16 protein-coding genes are annotated in these 20,426 nt (G+C 67.9%); 5 read left to right on the top strand and 11 right to left on the bottom strand.

Annotation, left to right across the window (positions count from 1 at the left end):
• Positions 1 to 9: 9 nt before the first annotated feature.
• From ACZ2G3_RS00465 to ACZ2G3_RS00435, 7 genes are all read right to left on the bottom strand, one after another.
• On the bottom strand, positions 10 to 4,485 hold the full coding sequence (locus ACZ2G3_RS00465; RefSeq protein ID WP_470397054.1) for a translocation/assembly module TamB domain-containing protein: 4,476 nt from the start codon (positions 4,483 to 4,485) through the stop codon (positions 10 to 12).
• Positions 4,485 to 6,350 carry an autotransporter assembly complex protein TamA gene (locus ACZ2G3_RS00460; protein ID WP_470397053.1) on the bottom strand — a complete coding sequence of 622 codons (1,866 nt, stop codon included), beginning with the start codon at positions 6,348 to 6,350 and terminating at the stop codon, positions 4,485 to 4,487. The genes ACZ2G3_RS00465 and ACZ2G3_RS00460 overlap by 1 nt, the downstream gene beginning before the upstream one ends.
• Positions 6,351 to 6,466: 116 nt before the next feature.
• Positions 6,467 to 7,393: a glucokinase gene (locus tag ACZ2G3_RS00455; protein WP_470397052.1), complete on the bottom strand. Its 927-nt coding sequence runs from the start codon at positions 7,391 to 7,393 to the stop codon at positions 6,467 to 6,469.
• A 16-nt stretch (positions 7,394 to 7,409) separates the two neighbouring features.
• Positions 7,410 to 8,516, bottom strand: a complete 1,107-nt coding sequence (locus ACZ2G3_RS00450; protein WP_419268616.1) for an ABC transporter ATP-binding protein — start codon at positions 8,514 to 8,516, stop codon at positions 7,410 to 7,412.
• A gap of 3 nt (positions 8,517 to 8,519) precedes the next feature.
• Positions 8,520 to 9,374 (bottom strand): carbohydrate ABC transporter permease, encoded by an 855-nt coding sequence (locus ACZ2G3_RS00445; RefSeq protein WP_419268615.1) that lies wholly within the window; start codon positions 9,372 to 9,374, stop codon positions 8,520 to 8,522.
• On the bottom strand, positions 9,364 to 10,236 hold the full coding sequence (locus tag ACZ2G3_RS00440) for a carbohydrate ABC transporter permease (RefSeq protein ID WP_111301274.1): 873 nt from the start codon (positions 10,234 to 10,236) through the stop codon (positions 9,364 to 9,366). Before ACZ2G3_RS00440 ends, ACZ2G3_RS00445 begins: the two co-directional genes overlap by 11 nt.
• 72 nt (positions 10,237 to 10,308) lie before the next feature.
• Complete coding sequence (locus ACZ2G3_RS00435) at positions 10,309 to 11,550, bottom strand: ABC transporter substrate-binding protein (RefSeq protein ID WP_470397051.1); 1,242 nt, start codon at positions 11,548 to 11,550, stop codon at positions 10,309 to 10,311.
• A 182-nt stretch (positions 11,551 to 11,732) separates the two neighbouring features.
• On the opposite strand from ACZ2G3_RS00435, the gene ACZ2G3_RS00430 reads away from it, so the two are divergent.
• The 3 genes from ACZ2G3_RS00430 to ACZ2G3_RS00420 all read left to right on the top strand — a co-directional run bounded on the left by ACZ2G3_RS00430 (position 11,733) and on the right by ACZ2G3_RS00420 (position 14,348).
• Positions 11,733 to 12,437, top strand: a complete 705-nt coding sequence (locus ACZ2G3_RS00430) for a response regulator transcription factor (protein WP_470397050.1) — start codon at positions 11,733 to 11,735, stop codon at positions 12,435 to 12,437.
• Complete coding sequence (locus tag ACZ2G3_RS00425; protein WP_470397049.1) at positions 12,430 to 13,836, top strand: sensor histidine kinase; 1,407 nt, start codon at positions 12,430 to 12,432, stop codon at positions 13,834 to 13,836. The genes ACZ2G3_RS00430 and ACZ2G3_RS00425 overlap by 8 nt, the downstream gene beginning before the upstream one ends.
• 83 nt (positions 13,837 to 13,919) lie before the next feature.
• The gene (locus tag ACZ2G3_RS00420) at positions 13,920 to 14,348 is read left to right on the top strand and encodes a hypothetical protein (RefSeq protein WP_419268611.1); all 429 of its coding nucleotides are present in this window, start codon (positions 13,920 to 13,922) and stop codon (positions 14,346 to 14,348) included.
• Here ACZ2G3_RS00420 and ACZ2G3_RS00415 read toward each other — a convergent pair whose 3' ends face one another.
• The 4 genes from ACZ2G3_RS00415 to ACZ2G3_RS00400 all read right to left on the bottom strand — a co-directional run bounded on the left by ACZ2G3_RS00415 (position 14,349) and on the right by ACZ2G3_RS00400 (position 17,377).
• A complete protein-coding gene (locus tag ACZ2G3_RS00415) occupies positions 14,349 to 15,089 on the bottom strand; it encodes an amino acid ABC transporter ATP-binding protein (protein ID WP_470397048.1) in 741 nt (246 codons plus the stop codon).
• A complete protein-coding gene (locus tag ACZ2G3_RS00410) occupies positions 15,086 to 15,760 on the bottom strand; it encodes an amino acid ABC transporter permease (protein ID WP_470397047.1) in 675 nt (224 codons plus the stop codon). The genes ACZ2G3_RS00415 and ACZ2G3_RS00410 overlap by 4 nt, the downstream gene beginning before the upstream one ends.
• Positions 15,761 to 15,763: 3 nt before the next feature.
• On the bottom strand, positions 15,764 to 16,555 hold the full coding sequence (locus ACZ2G3_RS00405) for an amino acid ABC transporter substrate-binding protein (protein ID WP_470397046.1): 792 nt from the start codon (positions 16,553 to 16,555) through the stop codon (positions 15,764 to 15,766).
• 201 nt (positions 16,556 to 16,756) lie between these two features.
• On the bottom strand, positions 16,757 to 17,377 hold the full coding sequence (locus tag ACZ2G3_RS00400) for an enoyl-CoA hydratase/isomerase family protein (RefSeq protein ID WP_470397045.1): 621 nt from the start codon (positions 17,375 to 17,377) through the stop codon (positions 16,757 to 16,759).
• A 76-nt stretch (positions 17,378 to 17,453) separates the two neighbouring features.
• Here ACZ2G3_RS00400 and ACZ2G3_RS00395 point away from each other — a divergent pair, with 76 nt between their 5' ends.
• On the top strand, positions 17,454 to 18,977 hold the full coding sequence (locus ACZ2G3_RS00395; RefSeq protein ID WP_470397044.1) for a DUF2125 domain-containing protein: 1,524 nt from the start codon (positions 17,454 to 17,456) through the stop codon (positions 18,975 to 18,977).
• Positions 18,978 to 19,053: 76 nt separating this feature from the next.
• Positions 19,054 to 20,418, top strand: a complete 1,365-nt coding sequence (locus ACZ2G3_RS00390) for a TldD/PmbA family protein (protein ID WP_470397043.1) — start codon at positions 19,054 to 19,056, stop codon at positions 20,416 to 20,418.
• The last annotated feature ends 8 nt before the right edge of the window (positions 20,419 to 20,426 follow it).

Here is a 20,426-nt window from a genome sequence, read left to right as displayed (position 1 = left end):
CAGGGCGCCTCAATAGTCACGCTCGAAGAACACCCCCAGCGAGCTGCTGCCATCGCTGGCAACCGATCCCCGGGCCCGCAGGGACTCGGTGATGTCCAGGTTCAGGTTGATGGTGGAACGCCCGCCCTCGCCCACCGACAGGTCGGTATAGACGTTCTCGGACAGATAGCGCCCGGCCCGCAACTCGATATTGCCCTCGTCATCCGTGGTCAGGTCCAGGTCGTCCAGCCCGGCACTGTCGCGCAGGTTGCCGATGATCCCGTCGCCGCCACGCCCGGCCAGCACCGCGATCGCATTGGCCAGCTGGGCGGCCTGCAGCGGGCTGATGCTGTCCAGCCCGCGCCCGAACAGCAGCTGCGACAGCACCTCCTCCTGCGGCAACTCAGGCGAGGATTCAAAGGTGATCTCGGGGTCGCGCACCTCTCCGTCGATGATGATGCGGGTGGTGATGCCGTCGCGCTGCGTTTCGGCGACCAGCCGGATCACCGGGATCAGGCTGCCCTGCAGTTCGACCAGACCTTCGGTCAGGGTAAAACGGTTGCCCAGCAGATCCACCCGGCCCCGGATCAGTTCCAGGTTGCCGATGGGAACGACATTGCGCGTGGTGCCGCGGATCTGGAATTCTCCGCCCAGTTCCGCATCGATCCCCCTGCCCCGGATGAAGACCCGGTTCGGCGCCGTGATGGTCAGGTCCAGCCGCGGCGGATTGGGCGGCGGCGTGGCAGGCGGCCCCGCCAGCCCGGCATCGGCCGCAGCCTGGCTGGGATAGCCCTCCAGCCCCGCCCGCGCCCGCGTCGCGCGCACCGGCGGCCGTTGGCTGCCGACATGGGTGATGTCGGGGATCGCCCGCGCGCCGCCCAGACCGGTGGCCGGGATGCGGATCTCGGTCTCGCCTAGCGCGATCCGGCCCGACACCAGCGGCCCCCCCGCATTGGAGCCCGCGATGCGGATGTTCCCGCTGGCGCTCGTTTCATAGAGATTGGGGTCGCGCAGCACCACCTCGTCCAGGGCGACGCCGATGTCCAGCGTGCCGGCCTGCAGGTCTATCGGGCCGCTCAGCGTCAGCCGCCCGCCGGCCGCAACCTCTGCGGCACCCTCCACCTGGATCCGGCCGCTCTGGAAGGCGGCGGTGAGGTCCATATCCTCGAGCCGCAGCCCCAGGCCCGGATCGGCCAGCTGCCCATCCTGCAGGCGAACCTGCCCTGACAGCGATTCCAGCGAGGGCGACCCCTGAAGGCGCAGATTGATGTCCAGCGGTCCCGAAACGCTGCGCGTCCGGAGGGAGGCATTGGCCAGCGCCGAATCCGCGCTGCCCGTGATCGCCAGGTCGGCATCGGAGCCGTCCCGCGCCACCGTGCCCACGATGTCCAGGTCGGTGCTTCCCGGCGCGGTTGCGTTCAGGTCCAGCGCGAAATTCGCCCCCTCTTCGCGCACGGTGCCGGTTACTGTGGCAGGTCCGGGAAGCTGAGGCACCAGCAGGCCCAGATTGCCAAGCCGCGCATCCAGGTTGATCCCGCTCTCGGGTGCGCCATCGGCGCTGACGGTCAACTGAGGGTTGGTCACCTGCAGACGCTGGACCGAGATTCCCTCCGCCCCTTGGCTGGCGGCCAGGTCGAAGCTGGTCTGCCCCGCCAGCAGCGGGTCGATCCGGGGCTGGCCCAGGGACAGGCCGTTGGCGGTCCCGGTCGCCTCGATACGGCGGGTGGTTCCGTCATCCGTCAGTTGCACATCGGCGTTCAGGGCGCCCGAGATGCCGTTGCCCAGAAAGCGCAGATCGTCCGCGTTCACCTGGGCCGTCACATCCGTCGCCCCCGCGCCCACCTGTCCCGAGGCCGTGGCGGCGAGGCGCGGGTTCTCGATCTGGGCGGTCTGGATGGTAAAGACGCCATCCTGTTCGGTCGCCGTCACCGCAAGGCGCGTGTCGCCCTCCAGCGCACCATCGACCTGGGCCTGACCAAAGGACAGGTCGCGGCCCGTGCCGGTCAGCTCCAGCCGCCGGATGCCGTCGCCGACCTCGCGAAAGCTGCCTTCGGCCTGCAGGGCTCCCTGCCAGCCGGGACCGAAGGGCGCCAGCGACGCGATCTCGACGTCGGCCGTCAGGTCCGTCACGCCGGAACCATAGACGCCCTGGACGATGGCGTTCATCTGCTGGTTCGTCAGCTGGCCTTCCGAGATCGTGATCACGCCGTCCTGTTCGGTCGCGCGGACGTCAAGGCGTGTCGTGCCGGTCAGTGCCCCATCGACGCTGGCCTGGCCCAGGGACAGGTCCTGCCCCTCGCCCGTCAGCTCGATCCTGCGCAGGCCGCCCTCCTCGCTCAGGCGCGCCTGGCCGGTGAAACCGCCCGACCACCCCTCCTGCAGGTCCGACAGGTCGACGATCGTGAATTCAGCGTCCAGATCACCCTGGGCCAGATCACCCTCGGCGGTGGCGCTCAGCTGGGGGTTCGACAGCTGGAAGCTGTCCAGCTTGTAGCTGTCCCTGCTTTCGCTGGCGATCAGGGTCAGGTTGGTCTGGCCGCGCAGGGCGTTGTCCAGCGCCTCGATGCCAAGACGCAGATCCTCGGCCTCGCCGCTGACGGTCAGGCGGCGCTGGCCAGCGGGTCCGTTCAGGGCCGCTTCGGCCTCCAGCGAACCGCCGAAGTCAGGGTCGGCATCCGCCAGCGACGGCATCGAGATCCGCGCGGTCAGATCGCTGGACAGGCTGCTGATCAGGCCCTGCGCCTCGGCCGTCAACCGGCTGGCATTGAGGGTCAGGTCCTCGATCTCGATCCCTGTCTCGTCCCGGCGGGCCTCCAGGTTGATGGTCGAGCGTCCGCCCAGCAGCCGGTCCAGTTGCGGCTGGTCCAGTGCTATATCGGTGCCGGTCACCTGCGCATCCAGGTCGAAGCTGCGGTTCAGGACGACGTAATACCCCTCGACCGAGGCATTGGCGGCCCCGGTCAACTGGCGGTCCGCCAAGGCCGACAGGCGTGACAGGTCACTGTAGCGGGCGTCCATGTCGACCGAGACCGTGATGCCGCTGGACAGGCCCGAGACCAGCATGTTTCCGGTCAGCCCATAATCGGGACCGGTGATCGACAGGCCGGTGATGTCGACGGCATTACCGGGGGTAAAGTTAAACTCCGCCTCGCCGGCGATCCGGTCGCCGATGGCGGCGGCCAAGCCCGGTTCGGCGAAGGACAGCTGTTCCGCCGCGAACTGCACCCCGCCGGTCACCTCCGACAGGGCACCGTCGGCCAGCACGACCTCGCCCGCACCGTCCAGCTCCAGCGCGCCCAAGGCGACATCGCCCAGGTTCAACTGGCCCACACGGCCGTCCAGGGTCCAGCCCTGCCCTTCGGAGGCGTCATAGTCCAGCGACAGGCGTCCGGATTCGACGGTCGTGTCTTCTCCTGCGAAAGGCAGGGGGACGGGCAGCTGCGCGGCCTCGGCGTCGCGTCCTAGCGTCACCAGCAGCTGCGCGCGCTGCGGCGCCGACTGATCATTGGTCGACAGCGAGCCTTCGATGCGCAGCGCCTCGGTACGGATGTCCAGGACGGGAATTTCAAGGCGTCCGGTCTCGGCCCGCCAGCCCTCGGCCCGCAGCTGGGTTTCCTGGCCGAAGAAGGCGCGATCCTCGGGGCGCAGCAAGGTGGCGACATCGCCGCCCAGCTCGAACCGGAATGCCGTGCCGGCGGTGCCATCCTCAGCCGTCTCGCCACTGGCGCTGACCTGACCCGTGATGCGCGGCTGGCCATTGGTGGCCAGCCGGATGTCGGCCGCGAAATCGCGGATTTCGCCCTCGCCGCTGATCTGGGCGGTCACGGCGGGACGGTCGTAGATATTCACCAGGTTGACCAGGATGCCGTCGGCAGCCTCGTCCAAGCCCAGGTTCAGGCGCAGGATCTGCGTCTCGTTGGAGTAGCCCGCGTCCAGGACGAACTGGCCGCGCGGGCCGTCCAGGCGGTCGATGGTCAGCTGCGCCTGGCCTTCGCCCCCTTCCAGGCTCATGCCGCCACTGACGCGCAGGGCGGCCGCGACGCCGATCACCGGCTCGCCCAGGACGACGCGATCCGCCTGGATGCGCTCGATCTCCAACGAGACCGGCAGTTCGGGCAGGGCAAAGACCGGCGCCTCGGCCTGGACCTGCGACTGTTCCCCCTGCGGCAGGCGCGGCAGCAGGATCTCGGCTGCGGACAGTTCAGCGATCTCGATCCGGCGGCGCAGCAGGGCCGAGCGGTTCCACTGGATCGCCCCGTCGCGCAGGGTCAGCCAGACGCCCTCCTCATCGGCGATGCGGATTTCCGAGAATGTTGCCCGCGAGGACAGGGCGCCTTCGAATCCGTCGATCACCACGGTGCGTCCGGCGCCTGACAGGTTGCGCTCCAGAAGGCCGGTCAGGAAGCCTCGGTCATCCTCGATCTGCTCCGACAGTTCGGCCGCGCTCTGGGCCAGCACTGCAAGCGGAAAAAACAGGGCAAAGACATAGATCCAGAACCTGCGCATCAGAATGCCTGCCCCAAGCCAAGGTAAAGCTGAACGCCGCTGCCGGTGTCACCGCTGACCGGTCCCGCAACATCAAAGCGCAGCGGACCGACCGGCGTGTCATAGCGCACACCGACGCCCGCCCCCGCATGATCGCCGCCCTCGCCCTCGAACCCGCTGTCGGTCCAGACACGGCCGTAATCGGCAAAGGCCACCAGCCCGATCCGTTCGCGGACCTGAAAGCGCAGTTCGGCCGTGGCATTCGCCACGCTCACGCCGCCGGTCTTGATCGGGTCGCCGTCAGGCCCCGAAATCGTCTCGACCCCAAGTGCCTGGAAGGGATGGCCGCGCACCGTGCCGCCACCGCCCGAGTAGAACAGGTAGTTGCGCGGCGTCCGGTCGATGTCCGACTCGAAGACGCTGCCAAGCCGCGCCCGTCCCGCCAGGGTAAAGCGGTCATCCCCCCCGAACGAGCGGAAGGCCCGCCCCTCGGCCAGCGCGCGCGCGCCCGAGCCGGTCTCCTCAAAGCCCTTGAAGGGGGTCAGCTCGCCCGACAGGTAATAACCGCGCTTGGCATCGGTGGGCTCGTCGCGCTGGTCCCAGATCACCTCTATCGGCAGTGCCAGAACCTTGAAGTCGGTCTGGCCATTGGCATCGAACACGCGCGAGAACTGGTACTGGGCCGAAATGTCGCCCGTCAGCCGGTCGCTGAAGATATGGCTGAAGCCCAGGGCCAGGCTGGCGGTATCCTCGTCGTAATCCTCTTCGCGCATGCGGGCGGCGCGGGCCTCGACATAGCCGGTCGTGTCGGCGGTGATCGTGGCGGGGCGGTCGATGCGGATCGTCAGTTCGTCGTCGCGTTCGCTGGTTTCCGAGCCGATGTCCTTGACCCGCCCGTCGATGCGCAGCCGCTCGCCGCCGCGCAGCAGGTTGCGATGCATCCAGTAGGACGAGATCATGATCCCGTCGGTATTCGACACCTCGAAGCCGGCGCCGATGCGGCGGGGCGCCTGTTCCACGACGGTCAGGTCCACGTCCAGGGTATCGCCCGGCCCAAGGGTCTCGGCCTCTTCCAGGGTGACGGCGGAAAAGACGCCGCTGCGGCGCAGGCGCTTGCGGACCGTGTCCAGATCCTCGGGGTCGAACTGCTGGCCTTCGGGAAAGCCGGCGATCTTGCGCAGCCGACGGTCGTTCAGGCGCTGGTTGCCGCTGACGCTCATCCGGCCAAAGGTGACGCGGGGGCCCGGGTCCAGCGCGATCCGGCTGTCGACGCGGGCAGTGTCGTGGTCGGCCACGATCTGCTGATCCGCCAGGTCGGCTTTCGCATGACCCTGGCTGCGCCAGCCCTCGACGCCGGCCACGGCGGCGCGGCGGATGACACCCGTGCCCGCGACCTCGTTCAGGGCATAGCCTGCGGGAATGTCGGTTTCGGGGGCGAGCGGCGCCATGGCCGCACGGGAAAAGCGGAAGGCCCGCCCCGGCTGGACCGCCACCACGACGCGCTGCACCACCTGCGGCGCGTCCAGGGGCGCGACCTGCGCCGCCTCGACCCCGTCCAGCAGGATGTTGACGGTGCTGTCGTAATAGCCCTCGTCATAAAGCAGGCCCAGGATGCGCGCGTAATCGGCACGGGCGGCGGCCAGAACATCCTGGCCGGTGGTGCGGTCCTCGGCCAAGGCACTGGCAACCAGCGAGGAGCGCCGGATCTGCGCCGCCAGGCCGTCATCGCCGCCGGAAACTTCGATGTCCAGCGCGACTGGACCCTCGGCTTCACTGCCACGGCTGAACAGGCCAGAGAAGGGTGAGGACGACTGGCCCCATGCCGCCGCAACACCCCCGCCGATGGCCGTCGAGGCCATCAAGATCGCCGTCAGATATGCCCGCATCCTGCGCCCCGGTTCTTTTTGCTTGTGGCAATTGAAACAGGATCAATGCGGGGAATCCAGCAATAGTTGCCGTTCCGCGCCGCCTCCGGGATGATCTTTGCGAGAGCCGGCCGCCCTCAGCCCAAGGCCGCCAGGCAGCCGTGCAGCGCGGCCATGTCGTCCCGGATCAGGAAGATCGGCGTGTTTTCAGGAATGTGGCGCATATGTTCCTGGGCCAGGAAGGCCGGCTGGAAACGGTCCATCCGGTCAGCGATGCTGCGGCCCACGCTGCCGGCCAGGAACATCCCCTCCAGCGGCATGAAGCGCAAGGCCAGCTCGCGGCACAGAAGCCCGACCAGTTCGGTGAAGAAGTCATAGGTGGCGATGGCCTGGGCATCGCCTGCCTCGGCGGCGCGGGCGATGTCCTCGCTGCGCACCGGGTCCGTGTTCGTCATCGCGGCGTGCAGGCGCGACAGGCCGCGGCCGGCAAAGGTTTCCTCGGTTGAGAAGAAGCCCTGCGCCGCATCGGCGCCCACCCGGTCGATCAGGCGCCACATGATGTTGGCCGGAAGGTGGGTGTGCCCCTCCTCGGCCTCCAGGGCGGTGATCGCACCGCCGGGCAGCACGCGCACCGCGCAGACGTTGAAGCCGGTGCCAAGGCCCACGACCAGCGCCTGCCCGTTGCGGGCGCGGTCCTGCGGCGCCTCGCGCAGCACCGCCACGCCGTCACCGGCCAGCGCCGGCGTGGCAAAACCCAAGGCGGTCAGGTCGTTGATCAGGCGCGCCTGATCGGCATCGGCCAGGCGCGCCAGGTTGTCCTCGTCAAAGAACCAGTCGCGGTTGGTCAGCCGCGCGCGGCCGCCGCTGACCGGCCCCGCCACGGCGATGCACATGGACGAGATATGGGGCCCGTGCTGCTCGGCCAGGAACTGCCGCACCACGTCGTCGAAGCTGGCAAAGTCGTCCCCCTTGAAGCGGGTGACCGTGCTGGCATCGATGGACCCGTTGCGGGCGATCGCCAGCCGCGCATTGGTGCCACCCACATCACCCAGAAGCATCGCCATCGCCGTCACCTCGTCCTCAGTTCAGCCGTTCACCGTCCTTAGGCGAAAAATACGACACTTTCGAGAGGTCGAATGCCAGCGGAAACGGCTGGCGCGCCCGAACCGCGCTTTCGGCACGCAGGCGTGCAGTGACCGGCTTGCCGCCCAGATGGGTGACGGCAAAGGTGTCGGCGCCCGCCGGTTCGACGATCTCGATCATCACGTCGCCGCCGGCACCCTGGGCGGTGCCGGGCAGATGGGCGTTGCCGGTGGCCTCGTGGATGTCCTCGGGGCGGACGCCCAGCACGATCTCGGCCGGCAGGTCGCGGGCCACCGGGTCGGTGATGACCAGGGGCGCATCGCCGGCACGGTCGATCTCGATCCGGGTCTGGCCGGCTTCGGAGCGGACGCGCGCCGGGATCAGGTTCATCGCCGGGCTGCCCATGAAATCGGCCACGAACATGTTGGCGGGCCGGTTGTAGATCTCGGCCGGGGTGCCGATCTGCTGGATCACGCCGCCCTTCATGACGACGATCTTGGTGGCCAGCGTCATCGCCTCGATCTGGTCATGGGTGACATAGACGATCGAGGCGTTCAGGTCCTGGTGCAGCTTCTTGATCTCGGTCCGCATGGAGACGCGCAGCTTGGCGTCCAGGTTCGACAGCGGTTCGTCGAAAAGGAACAGCTTGGGGTCGCGCACCAGGGCGCGGCCCATGGCGACGCGCTGGCGCTGGCCGCCCGACAGCTGGCCCGGCTTGCGGTTCAGGAGGGGCTCGATCTGCAGCTGGCGCGCGACCTCGGCCAGCTTCTTCTCCTGCGTGGGCTTGTCGACCCCGCGCACCTTCATGCCGAAGGTGATGTTCTTGGCCACCGACATGGTCGGGTAGAGCGCGTAGGACTGGAACACCATCGCGATGTCGCGGTCCTTGGGCGACACGCCGGTCACGTCGCGATCGGCGATGCGGACCGTGCCGCCGGTGATCGGCTCCAGCCCCGCGATGCAGTTCAGCAGGGTCGATTTCCCGCAACCCGAGGGGCCGACCAGCACCAGAAAGTCGCCCTCCTCGATGCTGATGTTGATGTCGTGCAGAATATGGGTCTCGCCATAGGCTTTCTGCAGGTGGTCGATTTCGAGGATCGGCATGGCTTATCCCTTGACGCTGCCGGCGGTCAGGCCGCGGATGAAGTATTTGCCGGCGACGACATAGACCAGCAGCGTGGGCAGCGCGGCGATGATCGCGGCGGCCATGTCCACGTTGTAGGCTTTGACGCCGGTGGTGGAGTTGACGATGTTGTTCAGTGCGACCGTCACGGGCTGGCTGCCCGGTCCGCTGAAGCTGACGCCGAACAGGAAGTCGTTCCAGATCTGCGTGAACTGCCAGATGACCGAGACGGTGATGATCGGCAGCGAGATCGGCAGGAAGATCGACCAGAAGATGCGGAAGAACCCCGCCCCGTCGACCTTGGCCGCGCGCACCAGTTCCTGGGGGATGGTGACATAGTAGTTGCGGAAGAACAGCGTGGTAAAGCCCAGGCCATAGATCACGTGGACGAAGATCAGCCCCGGAATGGTGCCCGCCAGCCCCATCAGGCCCAGCATCTGCGCCATCGGCAGCAGGACGACCTGGAACGGGATGAAGCAGCCGAACAGGATCGCGGCAAAGAACAGGTTCGCGCCCCGGAACCGCCACTGGGCAAAGACATAGCCGTTCAACGCGCCGACGATGGTGGACAGCAGCACGGCCGGCACCGCCATCAGGACGCTGTTCCAGAAGAAGGGCCGCAGCCCCTCGCACTGGGTGCCGGCGCAGGCGGTGGACCAGGCCTCGGCCCAGGGGGCGAAGGTGATCTCGCGCGGCAGGGCCAGAAGGCTGCCGGTGCGGATTTCCTCGAGGGTTTTCAGGGAGGTCGTCAGCATGACGAACAGCGGCATCAGGTAGAACAGCGCGAAGAGGATCAGGATGCCATAGAGGCCCCAGCGCAGCAGGGTTTTACTGGTCACGGCGCGGCCTCAATTCGCTATAGAGGTAAGGAACGACGATGGCGAAGATGACGCCCATCATGATCATCGCGCTGGAGGCAGCCTGGCCCAGATCCCCGCGCGAGAAGGCCATCGCGTACATGTAGGTGGCCGGCAGGTCGGTCGCATAGCCGGGCCCGCCATTGGTCAGCGCGATCACCAGGTCGAAGGCCTTGATGGCCAGGTGGGCCAGCACGATGAAGGCCGACAGAAAGATCGGCGCCATGGTCGGGATGATGATGGCGGAATAGATGCGGTGCGTGGGAATGCCGTCGACCTGGGCGGCGCGGATGATTTCCGTGTCCACCGACCGAAGGCCGGCCAGGAACAGCGCCATCACAAAGCCCGACGCCTGCCAGACGGCGGCCAGCACGATGGTGTAGATCGCCATTTCCGGCCTGATCAGCCAGTCGAAGGTGAAATTCTCGAAGCCCCAGCTGCGCACGGCGGCCTGGATGCCCAGGCCCGGGTTCAGGATCCATTTCCACGCGGTGCCGGTCACGATCAGCGACAGGGCCATGGGATAGAGGTAGACGGTGCGCAGCACGCCCTCGGCCCGGATCTTCTGGTCCAGGAAGATCGCCAGCATCAGGCCGATCACCATCGAGATGACGATGAACAGGCCGCCGAAGATGAACAGGTTGTTCATCGCCACGTCCCAACGCGGGGCGGCGAACAGGCGTTCGTATTGCCCGATCCCGTCCAGCTCGTAGCGCGGCATCAGGCGGGATTTCGTGAAGCTGATCCAGGCGGTCCAGGCGATGAAGCCGTAGACGAAGACCAGGATCGCCACGAAGGACGGCGCCAAGACGAACTTGGGCACGTTGCGTTCAAGCCATTCCATGTCGGATAAACCCCTAAAGAAAAACCCCGCGCCCTGGCGTCTCGCCCGGGCGCGGGGCAGGTCACGCCGTCATCACATCGCGTTGGCGACGGCGTCTGCCAGCTGTTGCACGGCGTCTTCCGACGACATGTCGCTGTTGAAATGCGCGGTCACCACGTCGGTGATCGCACCGGCCGGCGCGCCGCGGAGCGCCATGCCATGGGCATAGGAGGGCAGCAGCGAGCCGTCCTGGGCGCCCGCGTTCATCGCTTCCGAAGATTTCTTGGCGCAATCGTCGAAGTCGTCCAGCGCCACGTCGGTGCGGGCCGGGATGGAGCCCTTGTTCAGGTTGAAGGTCTTCTGGAACTCGGGGCCCATGATCAGCTTGGCCAGCAGTTCCTGGCCCTGCTGCTTCTCCTCGCCGTCCAGCTCGAAGAAGGCGAAGCTGTCGACGTTGTAGAGGAAGCCTTCGCCCGGAGTCTGGGCGCAGACGAAATCGACGCCCGGCTCCTTGCCCGCGGCCAGGAATTCGCCCTTGGCCCAGTCACCCATGATCTGGAAGGCGGCTTCGCCGTTCATGACCATGGCGGTCGCCAGGTTCCAGTCGCGGCCCGAGAAGTTGTCGTCGACATAGCCGCGGATGGTCCGCATCTGGTCGAAGACCTGCTTCATCGTGTCCGAGGTCAGCGCCTCGGGGTCCAGGTCGACCAGCGCCTTCTGGTAGAACTCGGGCCCGCCCAGGCCCAGAACGACGGTTTCGAAGATCGTCGCGTCCTGCCAGTTCTGGCCGCCATGGGCCAGCGGCGTCACGCCCGCGGCCTGCAGCTTTTCGGCGGCGGCGTTGAATTCCTCCCAGGTGGTCGGCATCTCGATGCCATGCTCGTCCAGGATCTGCTTGTTGCCCCAGATCCAGTTGACGCGGTGAACGTTCACGGGGGCCGCGCACCAGGTACCTTCGCACTTCATGTGCTCGGCGATCTGCGCGGGCAGGACCTCCGCCCAACCGTTCGCCTCGGCCACCGAACCGATATCGGCTAGTCCGGTCTCCTCGTACCATTCCTGGATCGCCGGGCCCTTCAGCTGCACGGCGGTGGGCGCGTTGCCCGACAGGACGCGGGCCCGCAGCGCGGTCATCGCGGCATCGCCGCCGCCGCCGGCCACGGGCATGTCGGTCCAGGTGCCGCCTTCGGCCGCGAACTGCTCCTGCAGGACGGCAACCGACTTGGCCTCGCCGCCCGAGGTCCACCAGTGCAGCACTTCGGCGGTGGGTTCGGCCATCACCGGCCCAGCCAGCATCACGGCGGTCGAGGCCGCCAGCACGGATTTCATGTTCATGGATCCTCCCAGATCATCTCCGCGCGGATTCGGTGATCCGCGTGTGGGATCATCATGCCAAAGTCGCAGCCATGATCGCAACGCAGGATAGCCTTGCAGCGGCCAGATTCCGCGGCGTTATGTTACAAACTGTTACGAAGCTTCGCCTGCCGGTGCTATTGCGGCCCCGAGGGAGACCAAGGATGAGCCTGCACCGCCTGCTGCTGGTCGAGGATGACGCCGACATGGCCGCCATGCTGGCGGCCTATCTGCAACGCCAGGGCTTTCACGTCACCCGGGCGGACAGCCGCGACGGCACGCTGGCCGCGCTGAGGTCGGGACGCGTGGACCTGATCCTGCTGGACGTCTCCCTGGGCCCCGACAACGGCGTGCAGATCTGCGCCGAGATCCGCGAGGCGCAGGACGTGCCGATCATCATGGTCAGCGCGCTGTCGGCCGACCACCAGCGCATGGCGGGATACGAGGTGGGCGCCGACGATTACATCGCCAAGCCATTCAACCCCGACCTGCTGCTGGCCCGGATCCGGGCCGTGCTGCGCCGAGCGGGCCGCGCGCCCAGCCTGTCGCATCGCCGGCGCGACAGCGTGTTGCGCTTTGCCGGCTGGCGCTATGACGCGCGGCGCGACGAGGTGACGGCGCCCGGCGGTTGGCAGGTGTCGCTGTCTTCGCGCGAAACCGCGCTGCTGCGGGTCTTCCTGGCCAATCCGCTGATCCCGCTCACGCGTGAGGAGATCGCCGCCGCGCTGGACGATGACGAGGCCGCCGAGGGGCGCGCCATCGACGTGCTGGTCGGCCGGCTGCGCCAGAAGACCGACCCCGCCCTGATCCGGACCGAGCGCGGCACCGGCTATGTCCTGTCGGCCGAGGTGGCGTCCGAGGATGCCTAGCCGCGGAAGCCTGCGTGTGCTGGCCAGCCTGTGGGTGGTGCTGGCGATGCTGGCGGGCGGCGCGTCGGTCTGGCTGTGGATGGCCAGCGACGCCGCCTGGCGCGCGCATCTGGACCGCGCCTATATCGCCGGCCTCGCGCTTTACGACAGCCTGGAGAACGGCAGCGCCCTGCCCCAGGGCCTGTCGATCAGCCAGACCCGCGAGGCCCCCGTCACGCCGCAGGGCTGGCGCGAGACGCTGATCACGCTGACCGGCGGCGGCCGGCCCGACCTGTCGCGCGGCGACCGGCTGTCGGTCCGCATCCAGTCGCCGGACATCCTCTATCCGGCGGCGGGGGTGGAAAGCGTGGGCGGCGGCAGCCAAGCAGCGGGGCTGGCCTCGGTCACCCGCACCCTGGCGAGGTTCTGCAGCGAGCCGCGCCTCTTCGTGCAGCAGGATACGGGCCCGTGGTTCCAGGTGCGGGGCAGCCCGGTCTGGGGATGCGATGCCGCGCCGCCCGACCGGCGGCTGCTGGCGGGGGCGCTGCTGCTGGGGGCGCTGGCGCTGCTGCTGGGCTGGGTGGCCGAGGTCTCGGCCGCCTTCACGGCCTTTGCCGCCGCCCTGCGCGACCACCGCGCCCGCAATGCCGCCCTGCCCGTTGGCGGCGTCGAAGAACTGCGCCAGACCGCCGAGGCCGTGAATGCCTATGTGGCCCAAGACCGCGCGGCGCTGGAAAACCGCGCCCTGGTCCTGTCGGGCGTCAGCCACGACCTGGGCACGCCCGCGACCCGCCTGCGCCTGCGCAGCGCCCTGATCGAGGACGAGGCCCTGCGCGCCCGGCTGGAACATGACATCGACGAGATGACCACGATGATCGACGGCGTCCTGACCTATACCCGTGCCGAGATCGGGGCCGAGCCGTTTCGCCGCCTGTCCCTGACCTCATTGGCCGAGGCGGTGGTGGCCGATTACCAGGATGTGGGCCTGCCCGTCACGCTGCGCCGGGCCTCGCCCCGCCCTGCCCGCGCCGGCACGCTGTTCGCGCGCAGCCTGACCCGGCCGACGGCGGAATCTCATGCGATCCTGATGCGGGGTCAGCCGACATCGCTGCGCCGCGCGCTGTCGAACCTGATCGACAATGCGCTGAAATACGGACGCGAGGCCGTGGTGCTGATCGATGGCGACGCCGACGAGGCCTGGATGACCGTCACCGACCGCGGATCGGTCCTGACCCAGGACGACCTGGCGCGGCTGACCGGTGCCTTTCAGCGGGGCGGGAATGCGGGCGGCGCGACGGGGGTCGGGCTGGGGCTGGCGATCGTGTCGACCATTGCGGCGCAACATGGCGGGCGGTTGGAATTTCACCGCGCACCCGAGGGGCTGGAGGCGCGCCTTGTGCTGGCGCGCACGTGGGCGTGACCTGGGGTCACGGGAACCGGCCCAGCAAATCCTGCGTTTTGACTGCATATCCGCATTCGGAACCCAATGAAAGGCCTTGGACCATGACCCGCACCGCCCCCCGCATCGCCCGCCTTGCAGTGGCCGGCAGCGTCGCGCTGCTGACGGCCATGCCCGCTCTGGCTGCCAGCCGCCCCGACCAGCCCGTCCAAGGCTGGAGCGCGATGCAGGGCACCGATCCCGCCACACTGCTGGACGACGTGCAGACCATGCCCGTGTCGGAACTGGCGGTCGAGGATCAGCCCTATTGCGCCACCGACGACGAGATCGCCAAGACGCTGGCCAAGGACTTCAACGAACGTCCCGTGGACACGGCCGGGGCCGGCGGGACCGAGTTGTGGGGGTCCGACCAAATGGGAACCTGGACGCTGGTCGCGGCGCGCGCCGATGACACCAGCTGCATCATCGCCTCGGGCATCGGCTACAGCGACCAGAAGAACGCGGCCCTGTTCTATCGGACCGCCGGCCTCTGATCACCCGACACGGCGCAGGAAGGCGCGGGTCCGGTCGTCCTGCGCACGCCCGAACATCTGTTCGGGCGGTCCCTGTTCAACGATCCGGCCGCCTTCCATGAATACAACCCGATCCGCGATTTCTCGGGCGAATTGCATCTCGTGGGTCACGATGAGCATCGTCTGACGGCCGTCGGCAATGCGTCGGATCAGGTCCAGAACCTCGCCCACCCATTCCGGGTCCAAGGCGCTGGTCGGTTCATCAAACAGCATCAGGTCGGCGTCCAGCGCCATGGCGCGGCCGATCCCGACCCGCTGCTGCTGACCCCCCGACATGGCCGCCGGATAACTGTCGCCACGATCCGCCAAGCCGATCTGCGACAGGATGTCATCCGCCTTGGCCCGTGCTTTAGCATCCGGCCAACCGCGCACGGTGGTCAGACCTTCCATGATATTGGCACGCGCCGTTTTGTTGGCGAAAAGCGCATAGTTCTGGAACACGAAGCCGGTGCGCCGGCGCAGGGCCAGAACATCGGCACGGCTGGCGTGCGAGGCATCCACGCTGAGGTCACCCAGCCGGATGATTCCTTCATCGGGACGGTCCAGATAGTTCAGGCAGCGCAGCAGCGTCGATTTTCCCGTCCCCGAGGGTCCGATGATCGCCACCCGCTCTCCGGGCTCCAGGCACAGGTCGATGCCTTCCAGCACGGTGTTCTGGCCGAAACGCTTGACCAGCCCGCTGATCTCAATCTGGCATTTCATCGCGCCACCGCCTTTCCAAGCCGCATCTCCAGCCGGCGCTGGCCGACCGACAGGGTTTCCACGATCACCCAATAGAACAGGGCCACCACCAGGAACGCCTCCAGATAAAGAAAGCTGCCAGCGGCCTCTTTCTGGGCCGCGCCCATCATCTCGGTCACGCCAAGGGTGAAGGCCAGCGAAGTGCTTTTGATCATGTCGATGAAATAGTTCATCAGCGTCGGCGCCGCCGTCCGGGCCGCCTGCGGCAGGATGATCCGCCGCAAAAGCTGGCCCTGGGTCATGCCGATGGACGCTGCTGCCTCCCACTGGCTGCGGTCGACGCCCAAGATGGCGCCGCGAATGCTTTCGGCCATATAGGCCGAGAAATGCAGCGTCAGTCCGATGATCGCCGCCGTGACGCCGTTGATCCCGGTCATCGCGGGCACCATCTGCGGCAGGCCGAAATAGAACAGGAACAGTTGCACCAGCAGCGGCGTCCCGCGGAAAAAGCTGATGAACACCGCCACCACGCGGTCCAGAACCGGTATGCGCAGCACGCGGACGATGGCCAGTATCGCGGCCAGCGCCAGTGCCGCGATCATGGCCACGATGGCCATGAACAGCGTCAGCGGCACATAATTCGCGATCACCGGCACCAGGTCCAGCATATAGGCGGTGTCCAGCGGCCTCATCGCTTATTCGGTCGCAGCTTCGGCCGTCTCAGACCCGGCGCCACCTTCGGCGGGGGCGGTCACATCCGCGTCCAGCCATTTCTGAGAGATCTCGGCCAGCGTGCCGTCGTCCTTCAGCGTGGTGATGGCGGCGTCGACGCGGTCGCGCAGGGCTTGGCCTTCAGCGTCGTTGCGGAAGGGCAGGGCGTTGCGAATCTCGGAAAACGGCTGGCCCGCCAGCGCCAGCGGCAGCGGGCTTTCCTTGATCACCTGCGCCGAGGAGACGCGGTCCATCACGAAGGCATCGACCCGGCCCAGGGCAGTGTCCTGCTCGATGTTGCTTTCATATGTGCGGATGTCGATCTCTTCGGCATAGGGCAGTTCGCGCAGCAGCTGTTCGTAGTTCGACCCCAGGTTCACGGCGACCGAGCGGCCCTTGAGGCTTTCCGGACCGGTGATCTCCTCTTCGTTGCCGGCCTTCACGACCACCTGCGCCCCGTCATAGACATAGGGCTGGGTAAAGGCGAACTTGGCCTCGCGCTCGGGCGTGATGGTGATCTGGTTGGCGATCGTGTCGATGCGCCCGGATTCCAGCGCGCCGACCAGCCCCGAAAACGACATGGTCACGAACTCGACCTCGTCGCCGGTTTCCTCGGCAATGGCGTTCAGGAAGTCGACCTCGAAACCCTGCAGCTCATCCGCGCGGGTGAAGGTGAAGGGGAAATAGCCCCCGGACATGCCCACGCGGATCGTGTCGGCGGCGGCGGGAAGGGCGGTCGTCAGGGCCAGAACGGCGGCGACGGCGAGGTTGCGCATCGGAATTCTCCTTTGTGTTCTTGCCCCTTGAGGTGCGGGTCCGGCCGGAGGATCGCAAGCGTCAGCGCGGAAATAAGAACCGCATCGCCGCCCCGCGCCGTCCCGAGGGAAGGGCATGTCACGGGTAACGGCAGGACCGGAACATCGTTCCCACCGCCCGGCGCCTAGCCCGATCTTTGCGGCGGGCCGGGTTTGCGGGGGCTAGGTCTTGTCGACCATCGCCTTGATTGCGCCGGCATGGGCGGGGGCGGCGGCCAGGGCATCCGCGGACAAAGCCTCGGCGGCGGACAGCAGGTCGGGCCCCGGCAGGATGCGGTCGATCAGGCCCCAGGCCAACGCCTCGGGTGCCTCGATCTTGGCGCCGGCCATCAGGATCATCTTGGCACGGGCCGGCCCGACCAGCCGCGCCAGCCGGGCCGGATCGCTTGGCTGCGGCAGGAAGCCCAGCTTCATCACGGGATAAAAGAACCGTGCCTCGGGGACGGCCAGACGGATGTCGCAGGCCAGGGCCATGCCGAAGGCACCCCCCGCCAGGGTGCCGTTCAGCGCCGCGATGGTCAGGCAGGGCATCGCGGCCAGGCGCGCCGACAGGATCTCCCATTCCGGCGCGGTGGCCAGCCCGGCGCGCGCCTCGTTCAGATCGGCCCCGGCGGAAAAGACCTTGCCCGTGCCCGACAGGATCACCGCCTGCGCCCCGGCGGCGGCGGCCCGGTCCAGGGCCGCGGTCAGGTCGCGCAGCATCGCACCGGTCAGCGAATTGGCCTTCTCCGGGCGGTCGATCGTCAGCAGGGACAGGCCCCCGCGCTGCTGGCTTTGGATCACGACTTGTTCCCTTTCCCTTTCAGCGCCACTGTGTCAGGAATGCCACGGACTCCTCCGATTGCGAAAGGTATCTGCCATGTTCCGCTCCCTTTCAACCTCGGCCATCGCGCTGGTTCTGGGCGCGGCCCCGGTGCTGGCCGATGTCACCCCCGCCCAGGTCTGGGACAATCTGCGCCAGAGCTACGAGGAGATGGGCTATCAGGTGCAGGTGGGCGATGAGCAGGCCTCGGGCGACAGCCTGACGCTGAGCGAGATCACCCTGCGCTCGGCCGATGCAGACGCGGCGGATGCCAGCATTTCCGTGCCCGGGCTGGTCTTGCAGCAGCAGGGCGGCGATGTGCGGTCGGTCGTCGAAGGACCCATCAGCACCCAGATGCGCGACACCGATTCCGACGGCGAGGAAGTGGGCTTTGCCTTGGCCATCGAGGCGCCGGGCAACGAGATCATTTCCTCCGGCACCCCCGAGGAGATGGAGCATCGCTTTACGATGCCCACGCTGACGGTGGAAGGGCGCGCGCTGGATACGGCGAACGAGACGCCGGTCAAGGTGACCGTCACCGACATCCAGGGCCGCCAGACCAGCCGCCGCGCCGCCGACGGCAGCAGCGAACAGTCCACTGAGGCCACGGCCGCCGCCGCCGATCTGTCCATCAAGGCTGAGGGACCGTCCGAGGTCGAAGGCGCCTCTGGTGCCACCGACAGCTTTGCCGCGACCGTCAGCATCAAGGATCTGGCAGTCGCCGGCACCGGTTCCGCACCGGGCGGCGAGATCGACTTTGCCTCGCAGCCCGAGGCTGCCCTTGCGGCGGGTTTCGCGGGCCAGGGCACCTTCACGATGGGCGCCCTGTCCGGCAGCTTCCAGTCCAGCACCACCGATGAGGAAGGCCTGGGCCAGGACAGCGAAGGCAGCTTTGCGGCCGACAAGGCCAGCGTGGCCGTGGCGATCAGCGACGACGGCCTGATCTACGAGGCCAGCGCCGCCGATATCGAGACGCGGATCACCTCGTCCGAGATGCCCTTCCCCCTGGCCTATGCGGTCGAGGAGAACGCGTTCCGGCTGGCCTTTCCGACCGTCGCCTCGCAGGAGGAACAGCCCTTTGCCCTGTCCTATGCCCTCAAGGGGCTGACCCTGGACGACGCGATCTGGCAATCCTTCGACCCCGAAAACAGCCTGCCGCGCGATCCGGCCAACCTGACCCTGGACCTGGAGGGCATGGCGGTTCTGGCACAAAGCTTCCTGAACCCGGACTTTGCCGAGGGCGAAGAGACGCCCCAGATGCCGATGTCGCCCCGCAGCCTGACGATCAACGACCTGTCGCTGAACGCACTGGGCGCAAATGCGGAACTGGACGGGCAGCTGACCTTCGGCGACGATCCCAGCCAGCCGGTGGGCACGATCACCGGGACCTTCTCGGGGATCAACGGGCTGATGGACAACCTGGTGGCCATGGGCCTTGTGCCGCAGCAACAGCTGATGGGCGCGCGGATGATGCTGGCGATGTTCGCCCGTCCGGTCGAGGGCCAGCCCGACCAGCTGCAGACCGAGCTGAAATTCGTCGAGGGCGGCTCGATCTACGCCAACGGCCAGCAGGTCAAGTAACCGCCCCGTATCGGGGCTTGGGGCCGGGGGGCATCTTCCGGCCCGTTCCATTGTGGCACCACAGCACGAGAACCGCATGAGCCTGAACCCCACCGATCCCGACCGATTGAAGAACCTGGCCGAGGCGCTGGTGCAGGCGGCCCGGCAGGCCGGCGCGGATCAGGCCGATGCCCTGGCAGTGGATGGCCGGTCGGTCGGGATCGACGTGCGGGCCGGCGGGCTGGAACAGGCCGAGCGGGCCGAGGGCGTCGAGATCGGCCTGCGCGTGCTGATCGGCGGCCGTCAGGCGGCGGTGTCGTCGTCGGACCACGGGGCGGATGCGATCGCGCAGATGGCGGCGCGCGCCGTGGCCATGGCGCGCGAGGCGCCGGTGGACGACAACCTGGGTCTGGCGGACCCGTCGCAACTGGCCGTGCATCGCGACGCGCAGGACCTGCAGATCGCGGAAGAGGCGGCCGAGCCCGAGCCCGCCGCCCTGCAAGACATGGCCCTGCGGGCCGAGGCGGCCGCGCTGTCGGTCACGGGCATCTCTCAGGTAGAGAGCGCCAATGCCAGCTACAGCCACCGGCGGATGTGGCTGGCGGCCTCGAACGGGTTTTCGGGCGGCTACACCCGCACGGGTCATGCGCTGTCGGCGGTGGCGATCACCGGCGAGGGGCTGAGGATGGAGCGGGATTATGCGGGTGAATCCCGTGTCTTTGCCGCCGACCTGCCCAGCCCCGAACAGATCGGGTTGCTGGCCGCCGAACGCACGCTGGCCCGGGCGGGCGCGCGCAAGCCGCCGACGGGCGCGTTTCCCATCCTTTATGACAGCCGCGTCTCGGCCTCGCTGATCGGGCATCTGCTGGCGGCAGTGAACGGGTCGGCCATCGCCCGCGGCGCCAGCTGGCTGCGGCGCGACCTGGGCGAAGCGGTGCTGCCTGCGGGCATGGACCTGACCGAGGACCCGCTGCGCCCGCGCTATCCCTCGTCGCGCCCTTTCGACGCCGAGGGGCTGCCGACCCGCGCGCGCAGGATCGTGGCTGCGGGCGTGCTGCAGGGCTGGACGCTGGACCTGGCCACCGCACGCAAGCTGGGGATGGAGAGCACGGCCTCGGCGGCGCGCGGACTGGCCTCGGCGCCCGGACCCAGCCACAGCAACGTGATCCTGTCGCCGGGCCACTTCAGCCAGGACGAACTGATCGCCCAGATGGGGCGCGGCTTGGTCGTGACCTCGATGCTGGGGGCGTCTGTCAATGGCACCACGGGCGACTATTCCCGTGGCGCGGCCGGGTTCTGGGTAGAAAACGGCCAGATCGCCTATCCGGTCAATGAATGCACCATCGCCGGCAACCTGCGCGAGATGCTGATGACGCTGATCGCGGCCAATGACGCGCTGCCCTGGCGCGGCATCGAGGCGCCCAGCCTGCTGGTCGAAGGCATGACCGTTGCAGGGGCCTGAGGCCGACC

Source organism: Paracoccus sp. KKT209 (assembly GCF_055635455.1).
The sequence above is the reverse complement of the archived record's forward strand: the minus strand, read 5'-3'. Positions and strand labels throughout refer to the sequence as shown.

Coding starts and splice junctions, on each gene's coding strand:
- ACZ2G3_RS00405 (WP_470397046.1), bottom strand. CDS start 16,555: ATGCGCAACCTCGCCGTCGCCGCCGTTCTGGCCCTGACGACCGCCCTT.
- ACZ2G3_RS00450 (WP_419268616.1), bottom strand. CDS start 8,516: ATGCCGATCCTCGAAATCGACCACCTGCAGAAAGCCTATGGCGAGACC.
- ACZ2G3_RS00395 (WP_470397044.1), top strand. CDS start 17,454: ATGTTCCGCTCCCTTTCAACCTCGGCCATCGCGCTGGTTCTGGGCGCG.
- ACZ2G3_RS00410 (WP_470397047.1), bottom strand. CDS start 15,760: ATGAGGCCGCTGGACACCGCCTATATGCTGGACCTGGTGCCGGTGATC.
- ACZ2G3_RS00430 (WP_470397050.1), top strand. CDS start 11,733: ATGAGCCTGCACCGCCTGCTGCTGGTCGAGGATGACGCCGACATGGCC.
- ACZ2G3_RS00425 (WP_470397049.1), top strand. CDS start 12,430: ATGCCTAGCCGCGGAAGCCTGCGTGTGCTGGCCAGCCTGTGGGTGGTG.
- ACZ2G3_RS00435 (WP_470397051.1), bottom strand. CDS start 11,550: ATGAACATGAAATCCGTGCTGGCGGCCTCGACCGCCGTGATGCTGGCT.
- ACZ2G3_RS00420 (WP_419268611.1), top strand. CDS start 13,920: ATGACCCGCACCGCCCCCCGCATCGCCCGCCTTGCAGTGGCCGGCAGC.
- ACZ2G3_RS00440 (WP_111301274.1), bottom strand. CDS start 10,236: ATGGAATGGCTTGAACGCAACGTGCCCAAGTTCGTCTTGGCGCCGTCC.
- ACZ2G3_RS00465 (WP_470397054.1), bottom strand. CDS start 4,485: ATGCGCAGGTTCTGGATCTATGTCTTTGCCCTGTTTTTTCCGCTTGCA.
- ACZ2G3_RS00390 (WP_470397043.1), top strand. CDS start 19,054: ATGAGCCTGAACCCCACCGATCCCGACCGATTGAAGAACCTGGCCGAG.
- ACZ2G3_RS00460 (WP_470397053.1), bottom strand. CDS start 6,350: ATGCGGGCATATCTGACGGCGATCTTGATGGCCTCGACGGCCATCGGC.
- ACZ2G3_RS00455 (WP_470397052.1), bottom strand. CDS start 7,393: ATGGCGATGCTTCTGGGTGATGTGGGTGGCACCAATGCGCGGCTGGCG.
- ACZ2G3_RS00415 (WP_470397048.1), bottom strand. CDS start 15,089: ATGAAATGCCAGATTGAGATCAGCGGGCTGGTCAAGCGTTTCGGCCAG.